The organism is Duganella sp. AC237, from assembly GCF_979254035.1.
Genome location: NZ_CEEDEW010000003.1, coordinates 6,343,350 through 6,361,324, shown reverse-complemented (window position 1 = coordinate 6,361,324; position 17,975 = coordinate 6,343,350). Strand labels below are relative to the sequence as shown.

Annotated in this window: 10 protein-coding genes; 5 read left to right on the top strand and 5 right to left on the bottom strand. The window is 65.6% G+C overall.

The features are described 5' to 3' along the window. Positions 1-17 precede the first annotated feature (17 nt). Together AC0IYS_RS28095 and AC0IYS_RS28090 are read right to left on the bottom strand one after the other, a co-directional pair. A complete protein-coding gene (locus AC0IYS_RS28095) occupies positions 18-4,592 on the bottom strand; it encodes a translocation/assembly module TamB domain-containing protein (protein ID WP_471708275.1) in 4,575 nt (1,524 codons plus the stop codon). Continuing rightward, entirely contained in the window at positions 4,592-6,532 is a 1,941-nt protein-coding gene (locus AC0IYS_RS28090) for an autotransporter assembly complex protein TamA (protein WP_471708274.1), read from the bottom strand. Before AC0IYS_RS28090 ends, AC0IYS_RS28095 begins: the two co-directional genes overlap by 1 nt. Before the next feature lie 220 nt (positions 6,533-6,752). Here AC0IYS_RS28090 and queC point away from each other — a divergent pair, with 220 nt between their 5' ends. Together queC and AC0IYS_RS28080 are read left to right on the top strand one after the other, a co-directional pair. Further along, a complete protein-coding gene (gene queC, locus AC0IYS_RS28085) occupies positions 6,753-7,460 on the top strand; it encodes a 7-cyano-7-deazaguanine synthase QueC (protein WP_471708273.1) in 708 nt (235 codons plus the stop codon). A gap of 181 nt (positions 7,461-7,641) precedes the next feature. Beyond that, entirely contained in the window at positions 7,642-10,689 is a 3,048-nt protein-coding gene (locus AC0IYS_RS28080; RefSeq protein WP_471708272.1) for a CHASE domain-containing protein, read from the top strand. 147 nt (positions 10,690-10,836) lie between these two features. On the opposite strand, the gene AC0IYS_RS28075 is transcribed toward AC0IYS_RS28080, so the two are convergent. Continuing rightward, entirely contained in the window at positions 10,837-11,256 is a 420-nt protein-coding gene (locus AC0IYS_RS28075; RefSeq protein WP_471708271.1) for a hypothetical protein, read from the bottom strand. A gap of 652 nt (positions 11,257-11,908) precedes the next feature. On the opposite strand from AC0IYS_RS28075, the gene AC0IYS_RS28070 reads away from it, so the two are divergent. The 3 genes from AC0IYS_RS28070 (at position 11,909) to AC0IYS_RS28060 (ending at position 14,969) form a co-directional block, all read left to right on the top strand. Continuing rightward, positions 11,909-12,412, top strand: a complete 504-nt coding sequence (locus tag AC0IYS_RS28070; protein WP_471708270.1) for a hypothetical protein — start codon at positions 11,909-11,911, stop codon at positions 12,410-12,412. 108 nt (positions 12,413-12,520) lie between these two features. After that, the gene (locus AC0IYS_RS28065) at positions 12,521-14,464 is read left to right on the top strand and encodes a GAF domain-containing sensor histidine kinase (RefSeq protein WP_471708268.1); all 1,944 of its coding nucleotides are present in this window, start codon (positions 12,521-12,523) and stop codon (positions 14,462-14,464) included. 10 nt (positions 14,465-14,474) lie between these two features. Then, positions 14,475-14,969 (top strand): nuclear transport factor 2 family protein, encoded by a 495-nt coding sequence (locus AC0IYS_RS28060; RefSeq protein WP_471708267.1) that lies wholly within the window; start codon positions 14,475-14,477, stop codon positions 14,967-14,969. Positions 14,970-15,014: 45 nt separating this feature from the next. Here AC0IYS_RS28060 and AC0IYS_RS28055 read toward each other — a convergent pair whose 3' ends face one another. After that, on the bottom strand, positions 15,015-16,316 hold the full coding sequence (locus AC0IYS_RS28055; RefSeq protein ID WP_471708266.1) for a M20 metallopeptidase family protein: 1,302 nt from the start codon (positions 16,314-16,316) through the stop codon (positions 15,015-15,017). 47 nt (positions 16,317-16,363) lie between these two features. Further along, the gene (locus tag AC0IYS_RS28050; protein WP_471708265.1) at positions 16,364-17,824 is read right to left on the bottom strand and encodes a hypothetical protein; all 1,461 of its coding nucleotides are present in this window, start codon (positions 17,822-17,824) and stop codon (positions 16,364-16,366) included. Between the last annotated feature and the right edge of the window lie 151 nt (positions 17,825-17,975).

Sequence of the window (17,975 nt, the reverse complement as noted above, 5' to 3'; positions counted from 1 at the left end):
GGTTTAAAGTTGATTCGTCAATCGAACGCCCAGGAATACAGCACGTCCAAGGCGTTGTTGGTCCCCGTCTGGAACTGCAAGGTAATGCGCGGATTGAGCTTGTAGCGCAGCTTGACCAGACTGGTGGCCGTTCCCGCGCCTTGCTCGAAACTGAGGTAGGCGCGCGACGAGATGCGCTTGCCGACCGTGACCACGGTGTTCTGCAACCCGGTCGCCGCGCCGGCCGACGACGTGCCGGACGCCTGTCCCACACCCAGTTCGTCCAATCCCAGTTTGCCCGCCAGCTTGCCCGTGCCGCCACCGCCGCTGCCGCCGAACAGCGCGCCGGCGGCGGTGCTGAGCAGCGCCATGTCGTTGCCGGCCGTGTTCTCAATGCCGTGTCCCAGCACCAGCCATGACAGCTTGTCGCTGTCGGGCACCGTCGGCGTCGACACCAGCTTGGCCGCCGGCGCCAGCGCCGTTCCGCGCACTTCCACGCCCGCTTCCACATTGGTCTCGCTGAGCTGCTCGCCCTCCGGGCGGCGGCGCACCGCCAGGATGTTCAGGCCCGGGTTGTCGTAGGCGCCGGTGAAGTTGATCACGCCACGTTCGATCGCCAGTTTCTGGCCGTAGGCCGCATAGGTGCCGTCGACCACGCGGATGCTGCCGTTGACCCGTGGCGGCCGGCGGTCGGCGATGCGGATGCGCACCGCGCCCGCCAGGCGGGCGTCCAGACCTTTGCCTTGCAGCTTGAACGAGTCGCCAAGGTCGGCTTCGACGTCGACGTTGAGCGGCATGCCTTGCGCCGGCTTGGCCGTTGCCGGCGCGCCCTTGCCGATGATGACCACGTCGTTGCTGATGGTCGGTCCGCCTTCGCCGGCCAGCTCGATGTTGGCGCGGTCGGCGCGGAATTTGCCGTCGAGCTGGAAGCGTTTGGCGTCGCGCGTCAGCGAGCTTTGGCCGCTGACGACCAGGATGCGGTCGGGCCGCGACAGGATTTCCAGCTTGTCGGCGGTGAGCTTGAGCGCCATCGTCGCCTCGTTGCCGGCGTAACGTATCCAGCCGTCGGCCAGCGCGCGGCCCTCGGCGCCGTCAAAACTGAGTTTTTGCAGTTGCAGCTGGTCGCCGGCCAGGCGCGCCTGCAGCACGCCGTTGCGCAGCCTGATGCCTTCGTCGGGCAGGTTGACCACCAGTTTGTCGCCGTTGATGTCGCCGTTCAGTTGCGGCGCGCCCAGGGTGCCGCTGCCGGAAATGGCCAGCTTCAGCGTGCCGTCGATCTCCAGTCCCGGCTGGCCGGCCAGCGGCGCGAGCCAGGCCAGCGAACCCATATTGGCGTTGCCCTCGAGGGTGAACGGGCTGTCGTCGGCCAGGCGGCCTTCGCGCAACTGCGCGCTGCCGTCGATGCGGGCCTGGCCCACGCGGGTGCCGTCCACGTCGAGCCGGGTGCGCAGGGTGCCGTTGTTGACGTCGACGCGCGCATCGAGCTTGGTCAGCCCGAGCGCCTGCGACAGGTCGGCACCGATGATGGTCAGGTCGCCCTGTTCGCGGAACACGTGGAACGAGCCGCCCAGCACCGGGGCGCTGGTCTTGGTGCCCGCTTGCAGGTTCAGGCCCCAATCGGCGCCGATGGTCAGGTTGCCGCGCACGTTCTCGCGCCAGGCGTCGGACAGTTGGCCCAGGTAGTTGACCGGCACGGCGTTGGCCTGGCCCTTGCTGCGCCAGGCGCCGCCGTTTTTCTCGACGCTGTCGATGCGGATGGCGCCATCGCGGATCTTGATGGTGGCGTTGGTCAGCGAGATTTTATCCGGACGCGCCAAACCGGCGACGCCGCTGCCGTCCGGCGCCACCAGGCGCAGTTGCGCCGGCGCGACGAGGTTGAGCGCGAAGCGGCCCTTGTTTTGCAGCGAGTCGATGGTGCCGGTCCAGGCGTCGTCGGCCCAGGCGCCCTTGACGCGCAGCGAGGCGTCGAAGCGCGGATTGCTGGCGCTGACGTCGATCGTATGGCCGCTGCGGGTGCCGCTGGTTTGCAGGCGCGCCTTATCGATCTTGATCGATGGCGACTCGTAGAGCGTGATTTCGATGTCGCTCACCAGCGGCACGTCGGCCGTGGCGTCACGATTTGCGGCGCGGCGGGCGCTGGTGGAGCCGGCGGCCGGCGCCGACGCGGCCATCGCCACCGTGTTGCCCAGCGTGGCGCTGCCACGGATGGCGGCGATCTGCTGCTGGCCCGGCAGGCGCAGGGCGCTGCCGTCGAGCGTGAGGGCGATCGCCGGACGGGCGGTGGTGCCGGACAGGGTGCCGCTGGCGCGCAGCGCGCCGCCAAACGGCGGTCCGAGCGCGGCCAGCTGCGGCGCTTCCAGCTTCCACTCGAGTTTATCGAGCGCGCTGCCGAAGCTGCCCTTGGCGAGCAAGCGGTTGGTGGCCAGGCGCAGGTCGATGTCGGCGTCGCGGATCACGTCCTTGCCGGCCGTGAGTTTGGCGTAGCCCGACAACGGCGCGCTGGCCAGGGTCGATGGCTGCAAGGTCAGGTTCAGGCCCGCGCGCCAGTCGGCGGACAGTTGGGCGTCGGCGGTGAAGGTGGCGTTGATGGCGCCACTTTGCGCCGTGCCGAAGGCCGCCGGGTTGAGGCGCTGCACGGTGCCGGTCATTTTCACTTCGGGGATTTTCCTGGCGCCGGCCAGCGCCAGGTTGCCGCTGGCGTGGATCAGGCTATCGGGCGCGGGGCGCTTGGCCGAGGCCAGTCCCAGGCCCTTGGCGTCGGCCTCGAAACTGCTGCGCGGCGCTTCCATGGTCCCGGTGACGACGCCGCTGGCGTTGATGGCGCCCAGCAGATCGCTGCTGACGGCCGACAGCTGGCGCGCGTCGATCTTCCAGCGCAGTTGTTCGCCCGGCGCGCCGAAGCTGCCGGTGATCTCGGCGTTATTTTGCGCCATCGTCACCTTGGCGTTGATGCCGCTGATATGTTTGGCGTCGGCATTCAGTTTGCCGTTGCCGGTGAGCGGCTGGCCAAACAGTTTGCTCGGCTTGATCTGGAAGTCGGCGGCCACCTGCCAGGCCGGCGCGATGGCGCCGCTGGCGTTGACGTCGGCGTTCAGATCGGCGACCGGGAAGCCCGTACCCAGCGCCGAAGGATCGAAATGATCGGCGCGCAGCTTGGCGCTGAAGGCCTGCTTGTCCTTCAGGCTCAATTGGCCGGTGGCGCTGATCGTGCCTTTTTTCGCTTGCAGGCGCGCCTGCTGCAATTGCAGCAGCGCGTCCGCCAAGGTGGCCTGCACGTCCAGTTTCAGCCCGGCCTGCGCCAGGTTGGCGTTCAGGGTTTGCCTGGTCGGCGTGCTGGAAAGCGCGATGTCGCCTGCCACCGTCGTTTTGTTGGCGCTGGTGTGCAGGTGGCTCAGGTCGAGGCGGTCGGTATGCAGCTTGAAGTTGGCGGCGTCGATGCCAGCCTCCGGACCCTTGCGCTGGACGTCGCCGCCGCCGGTGAAGTGGCCGGCCGCGCCCAGGTCGAGCAGCACGTTTTCCAGCAGCGAGGCGGTCAGGGTGCCGCCCAGGCGGCCGCTGAAGATTTGCAGCGGCAGCGCCTCGCGGTCGATCGGGCCGGCCTTGTCCTGGTTCACCAGCGCGAACTGGCCGGACAGCTTCTGGTCCGCAGTGATGGCCGCCGTCACCTTGAGGTTGAACTTCGCCGGCGGCAGGCCGGCTTCAAAGCCGGCCGGATTGACGTCGCGCGCGGTCAGGTCGATGGCGCGCAGGATGATCGGGTCGAACGGCGCAAGCGACAGGGTGGCGTCGCCGCTGGCGGGACCGGCTTCGCCCTGCGCCTTCAGGTTCAGTAGCGCCAGGCTGCCGCCGGCCGTCACATTCAACTGCGCGGGAATCGCCGCTGCGCTCTCCGCAGGAAGCGCAGGTTTGGCGCCGTCGGTGGACACTTGCGGCTTCGCGGCGGGGGCGATGGACTGCGTGAGCGAGGCCTTGCCTTGCAGCGCGAACGGCTTGTTGGCGGCGATGGTCAGGTCGGCCTTGGCGTTGCCGAACGGCGTCTTGGCCGATGCCTCCTGCAAGTGCCAGCTGGCTTTGTCGCCATAGAGCTCGAAGCGCACGTTCTCGATAACGTTGGTGCCGGTTTCGCTGACCAGGGTCAGTTTGTCGAGGCGGGCGTCGGAAAGACTGAGGCGGAACGGCGCGGCCAGCGATTCGGGCATCTTGGCCGGCTCGGATGGTCCCAGGCTTTGCACCGTCAGCGCGGCGACATGCAGCTCGCTGATGGCCAGGCCCTCCGAAAAATACTGCAAAGGCGACCAGTTGATGTCGATGTTCTGCGCGGTGATGACGCTGTCCTTGCCGCGATAGACCAGCTTACCGATATGCATGCGGTGGTACAGCGACCCGCTGACGTCGGTGACGGCAATGCTGCCGCCGCTGGCCTTGGAAACGCGCGCGACCAGCTGCTGCAAGGTCGATTCGCGGCCCAGCAGCCAGAAGGCGCCGGCCAGCAGCGCGACCAGCACCACCAGTGAAATGAGAACGCGGCGCGGCCAGCGGCGCGGGCGGGGACTGGCGGGAGCGACTGCGGAATCGGGACCGCCCGGCTGCTCGGTGTTGTTATTGTCGGCCATCAGAAGGTGAATCCCAGCGAGAAGTGCAAACGATATTTTTGAACCGCGTGTCCGTACGCGACATCGACGTTGATCGGACCCACAGGACTTTTCCAGCGCGCGCCGATGCCGTAGCCGGACTTCGGATGCAGGGCGCTGAAGCTGTCGCCGGCGTTACCGGCGTCGTAGAACACCGCCGCGCCGTACTGCGGCTTGAACCAATACTGATATTCGGCGCTGGCGGTGGCCAGGTAGCGGCCACCGACGGTGGCTTCGCCCTGTTTGACGCCCAGCTCCTGGTAGGCGTAGCCGCGCACCGACTGGTCGCCGCCGGCGCGGAACAGGTACACGGCCGGCACGCCGACCTTGCTGCGCGAGCCGAGCGCGCCGATTTCCGCGCGCAGGATGATGTTGGAGGTGGTGTTCAACGGCAGGTAGTAGATGCCGCGCGTGTAGGCGCGCACGAAGGCTTCGTCGGTCAGGATCGGCAGCAACGCGCCGCCCACCTGGGCGTTGAGCGCGTAGCCCTTGGTCGGCATCAGCAGGTTGTCGACCTTGCGCCAGGTGGTGGCGTACGTCAGCGGCAAGCTTTTGCTGGTCACCGATTCCTGGCCCTGCACGGTCTTGGTCTCGGACAGCAGCTCAAGCGAGATGCTGCGTTCGAGCAGCGGCGTGCCCCACGCGCGCTTGGCGGCGATGCTGGTGACGGCGGTGACTTCGCCCTCGATGTCGCTGCGCTCGTACGAGGCGCCGATGCTGTGGTTGTAGCCATCGGACGTGACGGGGAAGTAAAAGTCGCCGCGCGCGGTCTGGCGCTTGGTTTCCAGGGTCAGCGCGCTTTTCAGGCGCAGCCCGAAGATGGCCAGGTCGTCATAGGTCAGCGACGCGCGGTTGCCGGTGTTGGTGCTGTAACCGACACCGGCGCTGACGTTCTTGCGCTTGTTCTCGGTCACGCGCACCAGCAGCGGCAGCGGCGCCATCGTCGCGGCGTTGTCCGAGCGCGGCATGGGCACGGCGGCGGCGGCGACGGTGGCGGGGTCGGCGCCCGGCGGCGGGGCGGTCGCGGCGGCCGCCTCCAGCTGCTCGTTGAGGATGGCGCTCATGTCGGCGCTTACTTCGACGCTGCTGAAATAGCCGGTGTCCTGCAGGCGCGATTGATACGACTGCAGCGCCGCCTCGCTGTAGTAGTCGCCCGGATCGATCGGGTTCAGATTGCTGATCACCGATTCCGGGTAGCGCTTCAAGCCCTCGATGCGCAGTTCGCCGAAGCGCAGCTCGGGGCCGCTGTCGAGCACGACGCGCAGGTTGGCCTGGCGGCTCTCCGGATCGACGGTGGCCTGGCTTTCGAGCAGCTGGGCGCGCGGATAGCGGGTCTGCACCACCTGGCGCAGCAACGCGCGCTTGGAGGCTTCCCAGTCGTCCTGGCGGAAGACTTCGCCGCGTTTCAGCGGCCAAGTCCCCCTCAGGGCGTCGGGGTCGAACTGGTTGCTGGCGCGTTGGTCCGGGTTGGGCGGGAAACCTTGCAGCACGATCTCGACCTCGCCCACGCGTACCGGCTCGCCGGGGGCGACCGTGACCTGCACCGCCAGCGGCGCCGCATCACGGTCGAGCTTGACGCTGACCTCGGGCGCGTAATAGCCGGCGGTGGCGACCAGCGTACGGATCTGTTCCGGCGTCGTGCGTACCAGCCTGAACAGTTGCTCGCGGGTCATGCGGGCGTTGCCGCGAAAACGCATCAGATCGAGATTCTTCTCCAGCAGCTCTTCCAGCTCCTTGGGCGCGTCGATGTTGACCGTGTATTTGATGCCGGCCGACACCACCGGGGCGGGGGAGGCTGGTTTCGCTTCCGCTTGCGGGGCGGCCGGAACCGCCGCCGGAGCGGTGTCGGTCGCCGGCGTTTGGTCCTGTGTTTGGTCCGAGTTTTGGTCCGTGGTTTGGCCCAAAGCGGGCCCGGCAGTCATCACGGCGCCCGTCGCGAAGGCCAGTAACAGAGTGAATGCTGCGTGGCGGCAAGATACTTTTGGCGCGAGTTGTGCCAAAATTCGTGATCTTGCCGATTTTTTTGCTGGCGATGCCGGTAACATGAGACTCCATCAGGGTGTGCGCTAGGCGCCATGTTACCGGATTGCCCTTAGAGATGGCGTACATATAACATCGTGTCACCCCCTGAAAGAAAATGTCATGTTGCCTACCGATTCCGCTCTGGTCCTTTTTAGCGGTGGACAAGATTCCACCACCTGCCTGGCCTGGGCGTTGAGCCACTATGCGCGCGTCGAAACCATCGGTTTCGACTACGGCCAGCGGCACGCCGTGGAGCTGACCGTCCGTCCCGACGTCATCGCGCGCCTGCGCGCGCAGAACCCCGGGTGGGACGCCAAGCTGGGCGAGGACCACATGATCGACCTGTCGCTGATCTCCAGGATATCGCAAACGGCGATGACCCACGATATCGCCATCGAAACCCAGGCCAACGGCCTGCCGAACACCTTCGTCCCGGGCCGCAACCTACTGTTCATGACGGTGGCCGCCACCGTGGCCTACCGGCGCGGCCTGACGGTGCTGGTCGGCGGCATGTGCGAGACCGATTTCTCCGGCTATCCGGACTGCCGCGACGACACCATGAAGGCGCTGCAGGTGGCGCTCAACCTGGGCATGGACACGCGCATGAAGCTGGAGACGCCGCTGATGTGGCGCGACAAGCGCCAGACCTGGGAGCTGGCGCAGGAGCTGGGCGGCCAGCCGCTGGTCGACCTGATCCGCGACGGCACCCACACCTGCTACCTGGGCGAGCGCGGCGCGCTGCACGACTGGGGCTACGGCTGCGGCACCTGCCCGGCGTGCGAGCTGCGCGCGCGCGGCTACCGGCAGTTCGTTGGCACCGGCGCCTAGGGAGCTTGTCACGCAACCATTATTGAGTGAAAACCATGTGCCGAATTGACACAGCGCTTTGTTGTCAATTTGGCCTGGACCCTGTTAGGATAAGGCCAAGTTCGTTAGCGAATGCAACTTAGCCGGGGATAAATCCTTGATGTCGCACTTACACCAGTTGCAGGTCACGGGTTAACCGGACATGGCCGATATCCAGGCACAGCTGCGCCGGATGGTGCAGGTCCTGCTGTCGCAACGCGTGCTGCCGGCCATGGTGCTGGCAGGTAGCCTCGGGGTTACCGCCGTGCTGTGGCAGGGCGCCAGCGCCGACGCCGAGCAGGAGGCCCAGGCCGACTTCGACGGCCGCGTGCGCGAACTGGTCAACCAGCTCGACCAGCGCATGCAAACCTATGTGCAGGTGCTGTACGGCGTGCAGGGCCTGTTCTACAGTTCGCTTGAAGTCGACCGCGAGGAATTCCGCACCTATCTCTCCGGCCAGGAGCTCAGCCGCCACTTCCCCGGGGTGCAGGCGATCGGCTACATCCGCCTGATCGGCGCCGAACAGCGCGAGGCGCATGAAGCGCTGGTGCGGCGCACCGACTATCCGCACTATCGGCTGGTGCCGCCGGGCGACCGTGCGTGGTACGCGCCCACCATGTACATGGAACCTTTCAATGAAAGCAACCGCAGCGCGATCGGCTTCGACTCCGCGTCCGATCCGGTGCGCCGCGCCGCGCTGGAGCAGGCGCGCGATTCCGGCCAGCCGGCGATGACCGGCCGCATCAGGCTGGTGCAGGACGAGGGCAAGCCGCCGCAGGCCGGCTTCCTGGTCATGCTGCCCTTGTACACTCCCGGCCAGCCGGTGAGTAGCTGGAGCGAGCGCCGCGCCGCCATCAGGGGCTGGGTGTTCGCGCCGTTCCGGGTCGGCGATTTGATGGCGGGGCTGGGCAACGCCCGCACCGCCGCGCTGGACGTGGAGATCTACGACGGCGACCGCGTGACGCCGGAGGCGCGCATGTACGACAGCGCGCCGGCCGCCAGCGCCACCTTGCGCGAGAGCGTGCAGCAGATCTCCATCGCCGGCCATCGCTGGACCTTGCGCATCGCGCCGCTGCCCGGGGCGCCGGCGCGCGCCGACCGCGCGCTGATGATCGCCGGCTTCGGCGTGCCGCTCAGCGCACTGGCCGCCTGGGTGGCATGGATGCTGACGCGGGCGCGGGTGCGCGCGCACCGGGCGCTGGCCCGCAGCCGCATCCTGGCCGGGGAGCTCAAGGACGGCCAGGCGGCGCTGATGGTACTGGCCGACAGCGCCCAGAGCAGCCAGGCGATGTTGCGCAGCATTCTCGATTCGACCATCGACGGCATCCTGGTCGACAACCTGAAAGGCTCGGTGCTCAATTCCAACCGGCGCTTCCGCGAGCTGTGGAACGTGCCCGAGTGCCTCGACTGGCAAAGCGATGGCGCCGTGCTGATGCGCCACATGTGCGAGCAGCTGTACCATCCCGACGGCGGCCTGCGGCTCGACGACGCGCAGCAGATGCTGCTGCCCGGCGTGCAGCGCGGCATGCCGGTCGAGGCCCAGCACGAGGTGCTGCGCCTGAAAGACGGCCGCGTGATCGAGCAGCACACGCGCGGCCTGCGGCTGGGCAGCGAGCCGGCGCGCATCTGGTCGTTCCGCGACATCACCGAGCGCACCCACACCGAGCGGCGCGAACAGACCCGGCGCCACGTGCTCGAACTGCTGGCCACCGGGGCGCCGCTGCACACCATCCTCGAAAGCGTGGTCCAGGGCGTCGAGACCGACAACGAGGACTTGATGTGCTGTGTGATGCTGCTCGACGAGCCGGGCGAGCACCTGCTGGTGACGGCCGCGCCCAGCCTGCCGGCCTTCTTCATCGCCGCCGTGCACGGCATGTCGGTGCACGCGCGCCACAGCGCCTGCGGCGAGGCGGTGCGCACGCGCGCGCGCGTGATCGTCGAGGATATCCGCAACGCGCCGGCGTGGATGGAGCACCGCGACCTGGCGGTGCAGGCGCGGCTCGGGTCGTGCTGGTCCGATCCGATCTTCGGCGCCGGCGGCAACGTGCTGGGCACTTTCGCCGTGTTCCATGCGGAGGCACGCCTGCCCAGCATCGCCAACATCGCGCTGATCGAGCAGGCCGCGCGGCTGGCCGGCATCGCCGTCGAGCAGGCGCAGGCGGCCGAGGCGGTGCGCGCCGGCGAGGCGCGCTTTCGCAGCCTGTACGACCACGCGCCGGTGGCGTTGTGGGAGCAGGACTGGTCGGCCGTGCGCGCGGCGCTGTCCGAGCTGGCGCAGTCCGGCGTCGACGACATGGAGCGCTACCTGGGCGCCAATCCGAGCCAGGTGCGGCGCCTGGCGTCGCTGGTGCGCATCCTCGACGTCAACGCGGCGGCGCTGCGGCAGATCGGCGTCGAACCGCGCCACAAGGACATGTCGGCGATCACCCTGGCGCAGAACTTCGACGCCGACGCCATGCCCGGCTTCGCGCGCGCGGTGACGGCGCTGGTGCGCGGCGAGCGCTTCTTCTCGTGCGAGGGCAGCTTCGAGCGGCTCGACGGCGTCACCCGGCTCAACGAGCTGACCTTGCTGGTGATGCCGGGCCACACGGACACGCTGGACTTTGTTATCGTCTCGACCCTGGACACCACCGAGAAGCGCCGCATGCACGACGAGTTGCGGGTGCTGGCGACCACCGATTTCCTCACCGGACTGCCGAACCGGCGCGAGTTCATGAACCGGCTGGCCGAGGAGCAGGAGCGGCTGCAGCGCGACATCGGCGCCTGCACGGCGGTGCTGCTGCTCGATCTGGACCACTTCAAGCGCATCAACGATGAATACGGCCACGCGGCCGGCGACGCGGTGCTGCGCCAGCTGAGCGAGTTGATGCGGCAGGATCAGCGCAAGATCGACATGCGCGGGCGCATCGGCGGCGAGGAGTTCGCGATCTTGCTGCCGGGGGCCACCTTGGGCAAGGCGGCGGTGTTCGCGGACCGCCTGCGCCAGCGCATCGCCGATACGCCGATGGTGTTGGACGATGGTTCGCGGTTGACGGTGACGGTCAGCATCGGGATCGCGGTCATGGGCGGCAAGCAGCCGGGCGGCGACGCGGCGCTGGTGCGGGCCGACCAGGCGTTGTACACGGCCAAGCGCGGCGGGCGCAACCGGGTGGTGCTGATCGATGTCGAGGCGGATCGGCCGGGAGTTCAGATCCCGGCCGCTTCCGGTTGAAAGGGGTAAAACGGAGCTGCGAAGTCGCTTGGCAGCGGTGATACGTAGGGCGGGTTAGCGCAGCGTAATCCGCCATATATGAGCCGACGACGGAGCCTGGCGGATTACGGCGTGCCGCCTAATCCGCCCTACGTGTCTCCGAGTGCTTCATACGGCGTGTTCCATCGTGGCGCGCAGGCGCTCCTTGCGCGAGCGGCGGCTGAAGTACCAGTACAGGCCGATCGGGATCAGCAGCGGCAGCAACAGGGGCGAGATCGCCGCCGCCAGCAGCACGCCCGCCAGCACCAGCGCGCTGACCAGGACGATGCCGACACCGGCGAACACCAGGCCGACGAACACCGCCGCGCAGGTCATCGCCAGCGCCGCGATCAGCAGGCCGCCGGCGCCCAGCACGATGCCGAGCAAGGCGCCGAACGGACCGCCCATTTCGTCGCCGTCGATGTTGACGGTCATGCCGTCGCCGAACACCGCCTCGCACACCGACACCGCCAGCAGCAGGAAGAAGACGCCGAGTACGATTTTTTTGGTTTTGCTGGTTTGGCTGGTTTTGCTGAGTTTGCTGTCCATGATCGATCCCCTGGTGGTTTGTTGTTCGTTTGCCGTTTTAGGTCGGCATGGTTGAACTGTAGCGGCGCGCACCGCCGCCGGCCACCGGATTGCGACAGACCGGCGGATTTGCGGGATGGAATGACGCCGGGCGGCGACGAGCGGGGTGTGCAAGGGAGGTCAAAACGCTGGTCGATCGGGAAACAAAGGGACAAACAAAACGGGCGATTGTTCCTTGATTTAAAGATATCCCTGCCTATACTGATAACCTGACTTGCGCAGGGAGGGCTTTACCATGGCATGGCTAGCATTAAGCGAGGGTCAATCGCTACCCTCGGTACTCAATCGGACCACGCGCCAACGCAGCGCACGGCAACGCTCCGGCGGAGGCCCGAAGGGTCCGCCATCGGCGCCGCCGACCATACCGCCCATCATCATCACACCGTTCAGCTACAGGACGCCGCAACCGGCCATCGACCCGCGCGTGACGCCGCCGCGCCCGCCGATCGCGCCGCCGCCCCGGCCGTGCATGTCGTGCCTGACCGCGTGCTGAACCGTTTCTGACGTTAATCCGGCGCGGGAGATTGCTCATCCATATCGAGTTGCTATTGTTGTTCGGGTGCTGGCCGCTTATGATTCCACCCCCGACCCCAATTCAACACGAGCCCCAAGCATGAGCAACGACTACCCAGACGATTTCGACGAACAGCCCGGCGACGACGCCCCGATCCAGGAGGCGCGCGTGTGGCAAGGCAATGGCTGGACCGCGCGCGTGATCAAGAACGACGACGATGAAGGCTGGGCCGTGGCGATGATCAAGGACGGCGAGCCGGAGCCGGCGCTGGTCGGCCCCTGGACCATGGGCCGCGACAAGAAAAATCCCAAGCCGCTCGATGTCAACGCCTTCAACACCCTGGTCAAGACCGCCAACGAGGTGATCCGCCGCCACGAGCAGCAATTGCACGCCCAGCTGCACAAGAACGTGTTCGTCAGCACCGACGACGGCCAGGTCAAGGTCGCGCTCGACATCGTGCCGGATGAGGACGACGCCTACGCCACCCTGACCGCGTTCGATCCCTACGGCGAACAGATCGCCCAGGTGCGGGTGCCGCCGACGTTCAAGCTGAGTGTGACAAGCGCCGAGGCGTGGATCGAAAAAGGCTACAAAAAGCCCTGAACGGAACGAAACGACGGCCTGAACGTTGCTTTCTGCGACAAGCGCTGGCCGCGGGCCGCATTGACCTGATAGTATTTCCTATGTGCATCAACCCCACTTAGGAACACGATGGAAAGTCGTCTCACCCGCCTTGAAGCCGTTCAGGCAATATTGCTCGAAATCGGACAGAAATCGAGCACCTGCACCGATATCAGCGAGTTTTTGCAGTCCGTGCATGCGGCGCTGGGCCGCATCATGTACGCGGCCAACTTCTTCGTCGCGCTGAGCGACCACGAGGGCCCGGCCAACCAGGTGCGCTTCGTCTATTTCGTCGACGAGGTCGACGAGCCGCCCGATCCGGGCGAATTGTGCGAGCTGGTGGCCGGCGAGTCGCCTACTGCGGCGGTGATCACCAGCGGCAAGCCGATGGTCATGACGGCGGCCGAACACGTCTCCAAGCGCGAGGATAACGCCGGCTTCGGCATCGGCACCATCGCCGAACACTGGATGGGCTGCCCGCTGCTGGACCAGAACAACCAGGTGCTGGGCGCGATCGTCATCCAAAGCTACGACAAGCAGCACACCTTCAGCCAGGAGGACCAAGCCCTGTTCGCGCTGATCGCCAACCACGTCTCGAGCGCGCTGCGCGGGCTGCAAAGCATGGACCGGCTCGAACGCGCGGTGCAGGAGCGCACCGCGCTGCTGGCGCACGAGGTGGCCGAGCGGCGCCGCGCCGAGACCATCCAGCGCGCGCTGTACGAGCTGGCCAACCTGTCGGCGACGACCACCGGCGGCAATGTGCTCAACACCCGGCTGCACGAAATCATCAGCGAGCTGGTGCCGGCGCAGAACTTCCTGATCGCGATCTACCATCCGGACACCGAGGAAATCAGCATCCCGTATTTCGTCGATGAAAAGGACGACCAGGCGCCGGTCAAGCGCTTCGATTTCGGTATCGGCATGTCGTCGTATATTTTGCGGCGCAAGCAGGCGGCCATGCTCGACAAGGAGGGCTTGAACGCGCTGGTGGCCGCCGGCGAGATCGCCCAGCCGCTGGGCAATGTCGAGATCGCCAGCTGGATGGGCGCGCCGATGCTGCTGGGCGACCAGGCCTATGGCGTGATCATCGTGCAAAGCTACGACCCGGCCGTCATCTACGGCCAGGGCGATCTGGACATTCTGGCCTTCATGGCCAGCCACGTCGCGGTGGCGATCGCGCGCATGCAGGCCGAGCGCGAGATCCGCCGCGCCAAGGATGCGCTGGAAGAGCAGAACGCGGCGCTGGAAGGGGCGCTGACGTCGCTCAAGGACGCGCAGGGCGAGCTGGTACGGCAGGAGAAGCTGGCCTCGCTGGGCCGCCTGGTGGCCGGCGTGGCGCACGAGATCAACACGCCGCTGGGCATTTGCGTGACGGCCACCAGCCATCTGGTGGAGGAACTCAAGCTCACGCGCGAGGACATGGCGGCGGGCGTGCTCGACGAGGACGGCCTGAACCAGTTCTTCGACATCATCGACCAGTCGCTGCGCATCATGACCACCAACACGCAGCGGGCGGCGGCGCTGGTGCGCAGCTTCAAGCAGGTGGCGGTGGACCAGTCGTCCGACGATATCCGCAGCTTCAACCTGCGCAAATACCTCGACGAGGTGCTGCTGTCGCTGCAGCCCAAGCTCAAGGGCAAGCCGATCGTCATCGAGATCGACTGCGAGGAGCGCATCGAAATGGCCAGCTTCCCCGGCGCGGTGTCGCAGATTGTCACCAACATGGTGATGAACTCGCTGGTGCACGGCTACGAGGAAGGGCAGTCGGGCAAGATCAAGATCACCGGCAAGCTCGATGGCGATTTCGTTGTCTTCGAGTACAGCGACGACGGCGTCGGCATGGACACGGGCACCCTGGCGCAATTGTTCGATCCGTTCTTCACCACCAAGCGCGGCTCGGGCGGCAGCGGCCTTGGCGCGCACATCCTGTTCAATCTGGTGACGGGCGCGCTGGGCGGCACCGTCAAGGTGGCCAGCGCGCCGGGCATGGGATTGCACTACAAGCTGCGCTTCCCCAAGATCAAACGCAAATAAGGAGAAGGGAATGATGGGCTTACGTCTGATTCTTCTAGCAGTGATGTTTTTTGTGGTGCAGGGCCAGGTGGTGGCGGCCGAGCCGAAACCGGCCGACCTGGAGGCTGCCGTCCGCCAAGCCGACAATGCTTACTGGGCCGCCTACAATCGTGCCGACCCGGTCGCCATGAACGCGTTCCTGGCCGACGATGTCGAGTTCTACCATGATCGTGGCGGTACGCTGATCGGCAAGAAGGCGCTGGCCGCCGTCAACAGCGAGATGGGCACGGGCGACCATACGCTGCGCCGCGACGCCATCCCTGGCACGGTGAAGTTTTTCCCGATGCGCAAGGACGATGTTATCTACGGCTATCTGTCGACCGGCGAACATCAGTTCACCGTCCTGCCGAAGGATAAACCGGAGTTCCTGGCCGGGCGCGCGCTGTTCACGCACTTGTGGGTCTTGCAGGGCAAGGAGTGGAAAGTGTCGCGCATCTTCAGCTACGAGCACGCGGACGCGAAATAACGTAGCATCAGAAAACGCCCATGCATCTGCGAACGCCGTTGCCCGCTAGTCTCGCTCAGCCTGGTCAGGCGTTTCCAGCCGCGCGATAATCAAGGACGAGAAGCTGCTGACGCCGACTCGGATGCTTTCTTCATCTACTTGAAAATCCGGCGCATGGTTCATTGCAATGAGACCTTTCCCGGCATTTGAACCGCCGAGGAAAAAGTACACACCCGGAATTTTCTGTTGAAAGTAGGCGAAGTCATCATTGAAGAACGGTACCTGTCCAAAAACTGGCCTGACCGCGTCTACTCCGCAGCTACCCTGCAGTGTTCGGATGGCAAAGCGAGTCAGTGAGGCGTTGTTGAGCACGGTCGGATTCTCTTGTACGTACGACACGGAGACCAATTGGCTCTTGTGGCCGCTGGCCTCAATCACGCGCTCGACGCGAGAAATGATGCCCCCCAGCTTAGATGCAGTTGTTTCATATAGATAGAACTCAAGAACAAGCGCTTCGTTTTCTGTGCGGGTATCAAAGGTTGCATCCATGATCAGGTAGTCCTGGAACGACGTACCCGGGGACGTCAATCCGATGACAGGATCGTCAATATTCTGAATTTCCCAAGGCTTTGCGCCAGTCCGGCTCCGAGACAGCTCACGGCTCATATTCTTCGTCAACTGCATTATCTCTGCCTTCGACAATTCGTTTTTTAGCCGGATGCGGACACGCCGTTGATATGCGAACATCTCATTCGCCCGGACTAAAATCTGCCCAACGGGCAATGCCGTCACGTGCACGCCATAGATCTCATCCGGAGCGATGGACGAGAAAGCGCCCCGGTCAATGAGGGCCTTTGCTCCCTTGAAGGTCTCCTCTTCCGGCTGAAACACGAAGACGACCGTTCCGTGCAAGAACTCCCGCTGCCTGGCAAGGATCTCGGCGATTCCCAATGCGATGGCGATGTGGATATCGTGTCCACAGGCATGGTGAACACCGGGATTCTGCGACCTGAAGGGCGCGGGATCCCTGAACTCGCCCGGAAGCGCATCAAGGTCGGCTCGCCATGCAACCGTCTTCCCCGGGTGCCCGCCCCGCAGTATTCCGATAACACTGTGGCCGTACTGGCCAGTCTGAACTTCCAGCCCCATTTCACGCAAGTGCGCGGCTATAGTCGCTGCAGTTCGAGATTCGTTGCCCGCCACTTCAGGGTGCTGGTGGATATCTCGCCTGACCGCGACAAGTTTCTCGAAAAGGCCATCAGTCTGCAGACGAATCGCATCCGGAGCAGTGCGCTGGCCTGGGTTGGATTGGCATCCGCCGAGTAGCAGTCCGAAGACAATTGGGACAAGTATTAAAAATTGCTTCATGTTCTGAGTTTCATGGTGGTGGGGTGAAATTCCATGGAGTGCGCCGGTCAGTTCGTTTTGCTCGACTTCATGCGTGTCAGCGTGGCGTCCACCCATTTCATCAGCTTGTCGTCGTCGGCCATGTTGCCGTCGTAGCGTACCGCCGGCACGAACGGTTCGCGCGTGGCCTGGAAGGCGGTGTAGATCGCCGACGGCACGAAGAGCGCGCCTTGGCCGCTGGGGAGCTCGTATCGGCCGATTTCGCCGTACGGCGAGTAGCCGATCGTCGGTTCGCCCAGCAGCACCGTGTCGGACATGGACGAGATCTGCTGCACGAAGTTCATGCACGAGCTGAAGCAGCCGCGATCGATGATGGCGGCCACGCGCGGGCCGCCCGGGCGCCGGCGCACCTTGGCGGCGAGGGCGGCGGCGTCCTCCTTGCTGGTGTCGTCGACCCGTGCCAGCGGTTCGCCTCTGGTCAGCGACGCCTCCAGCTTCAGGATGGCCTCGTCAAATGCCGCTTTCGAGGCGGCGAATTCCTTCTTGCTGGCAAATTGCCGATATTGGTCGATCGTGGCCTGGTCGGCGATCAGTGATTTGACATAGGAGGCGGTGTTGCCCAGTTGCTCGCCATAGGCCTCGCCGTACAGCGCCTGCAAGGCGCGGTTGCCCCAGCTGGAGTCGCCGCCGCCGTTGCCGCGCAGGTCGAAGATGATCCAGCCGGTGTGCTTGAGCGCGGCCAGTTGTGGATACAGCGCCGTGTAGGCTTCACCGGCAAAGGCGCCGTTGAAGGTCGGCATGCCGACCCATTGCTTGTCGGCCGCCAGCCGGTACAGGCCGACGGGCCGCGCCTTGGCCTTGTAGTGCTTGCGCACCGCGTCGATGCGGGCGTCGCCGATGCCGTCGGCCAGCGGCAACGCGTACTGACGGGTGGAGCCGTCGGCTTGTTCGACCGCGCATTGCTTCGGCGTCCAGCCGAGGCCGGTGTCGAACATGGCGACGCGCGCCAGTTCGCTGAGCGTGGTCGGGTATTCCAGGCTGTGGTTGCTGAACGGGGCGACATTGCTTTTGAGGTAGGTGCCGATCCAGACGTTGTCGCAGCTCTGCACCACGGCGCCGCGCGGCGGCAGTGGCTGCGGCCAGTCCGGTTCCGACCAGACGACGCGGAATTTGCCGTCGATGTGATCGAGCACGACGCCGGTCCAGGCCTTGGTCGTCAGATCGAGCCGGATGCCGGTGTGCGGATCACCGAAGCCGGCGATGAAGCGCACCAGCGCGCGCTTGTAGTCCTGCTCGGTTTTGGCGTCGGCCGCTTCCAGCATGCCGCTGCGCGCGCCGGCCTCGAGCGGCGCGGCGACATCGATCTGGCCGCTGACGCTGCCCGCATGGCTGATGCGTACCTTGTCGATGGCGAATTTCATGTCGGCCCGGGCGATGGCATTCCAGTCGGTGGCGCCGAAGCACGGCGCCGCGAACGCGGCGAACGCCAGTGGGAGGAGGCTGAGCTGGTGCTTCTTATGGACGGTCATGAATAGGTGCATCGAAAAAGTTGAGTTGACAAGATAGTAACCGATGTCCAGCCGGTCGACGCCAAGCAGCCTGGTCTGCATAGGTGTGATTCGCTTTGATGTACGTCAGCCGCGCTGTGTGTGGCGATGACAGACTATCAGTCTTATTCAA

Excerpts from the sequence above, each read along its gene's own strand:
- AC0IYS_RS28075 (WP_471708271.1), bottom strand. The coding sequence starts at position 11,256 with ATGGACAGCAAACTCAGCAAAACCAGCCAAACCAGCAAAACCAAAAAA.
- AC0IYS_RS28070 (WP_471708270.1), top strand. The coding sequence starts at position 11,909 with ATGAGCAACGACTACCCAGACGATTTCGACGAACAGCCCGGCGACGAC.
- AC0IYS_RS28080 (WP_471708272.1), top strand. The coding sequence starts at position 7,642 with ATGGCCGATATCCAGGCACAGCTGCGCCGGATGGTGCAGGTCCTGCTG.
- AC0IYS_RS28060 (WP_471708267.1), top strand. The coding sequence starts at position 14,475 with ATGATGGGCTTACGTCTGATTCTTCTAGCAGTGATGTTTTTTGTGGTG.
- AC0IYS_RS28050 (WP_471708265.1), bottom strand. The coding sequence starts at position 17,824 with ATGACCGTCCATAAGAAGCACCAGCTCAGCCTCCTCCCACTGGCGTTC.
- AC0IYS_RS28095 (WP_471708275.1), bottom strand. The coding sequence starts at position 4,592 with ATGGCCGACAATAACAACACCGAGCAGCCGGGCGGTCCCGATTCCGCA.
- AC0IYS_RS28090 (WP_471708274.1), bottom strand. The coding sequence starts at position 6,532 with ATGACTGCCGGGCCCGCTTTGGGCCAAACCACGGACCAAAACTCGGAC.
- AC0IYS_RS28065 (WP_471708268.1), top strand. The coding sequence starts at position 12,521 with ATGGAAAGTCGTCTCACCCGCCTTGAAGCCGTTCAGGCAATATTGCTC.
- AC0IYS_RS28055 (WP_471708266.1), bottom strand. The coding sequence starts at position 16,316 with ATGAAGCAATTTTTAATACTTGTCCCAATTGTCTTCGGACTGCTACTC.
- queC (WP_471708273.1), top strand. The coding sequence starts at position 6,753 with ATGTTGCCTACCGATTCCGCTCTGGTCCTTTTTAGCGGTGGACAAGAT.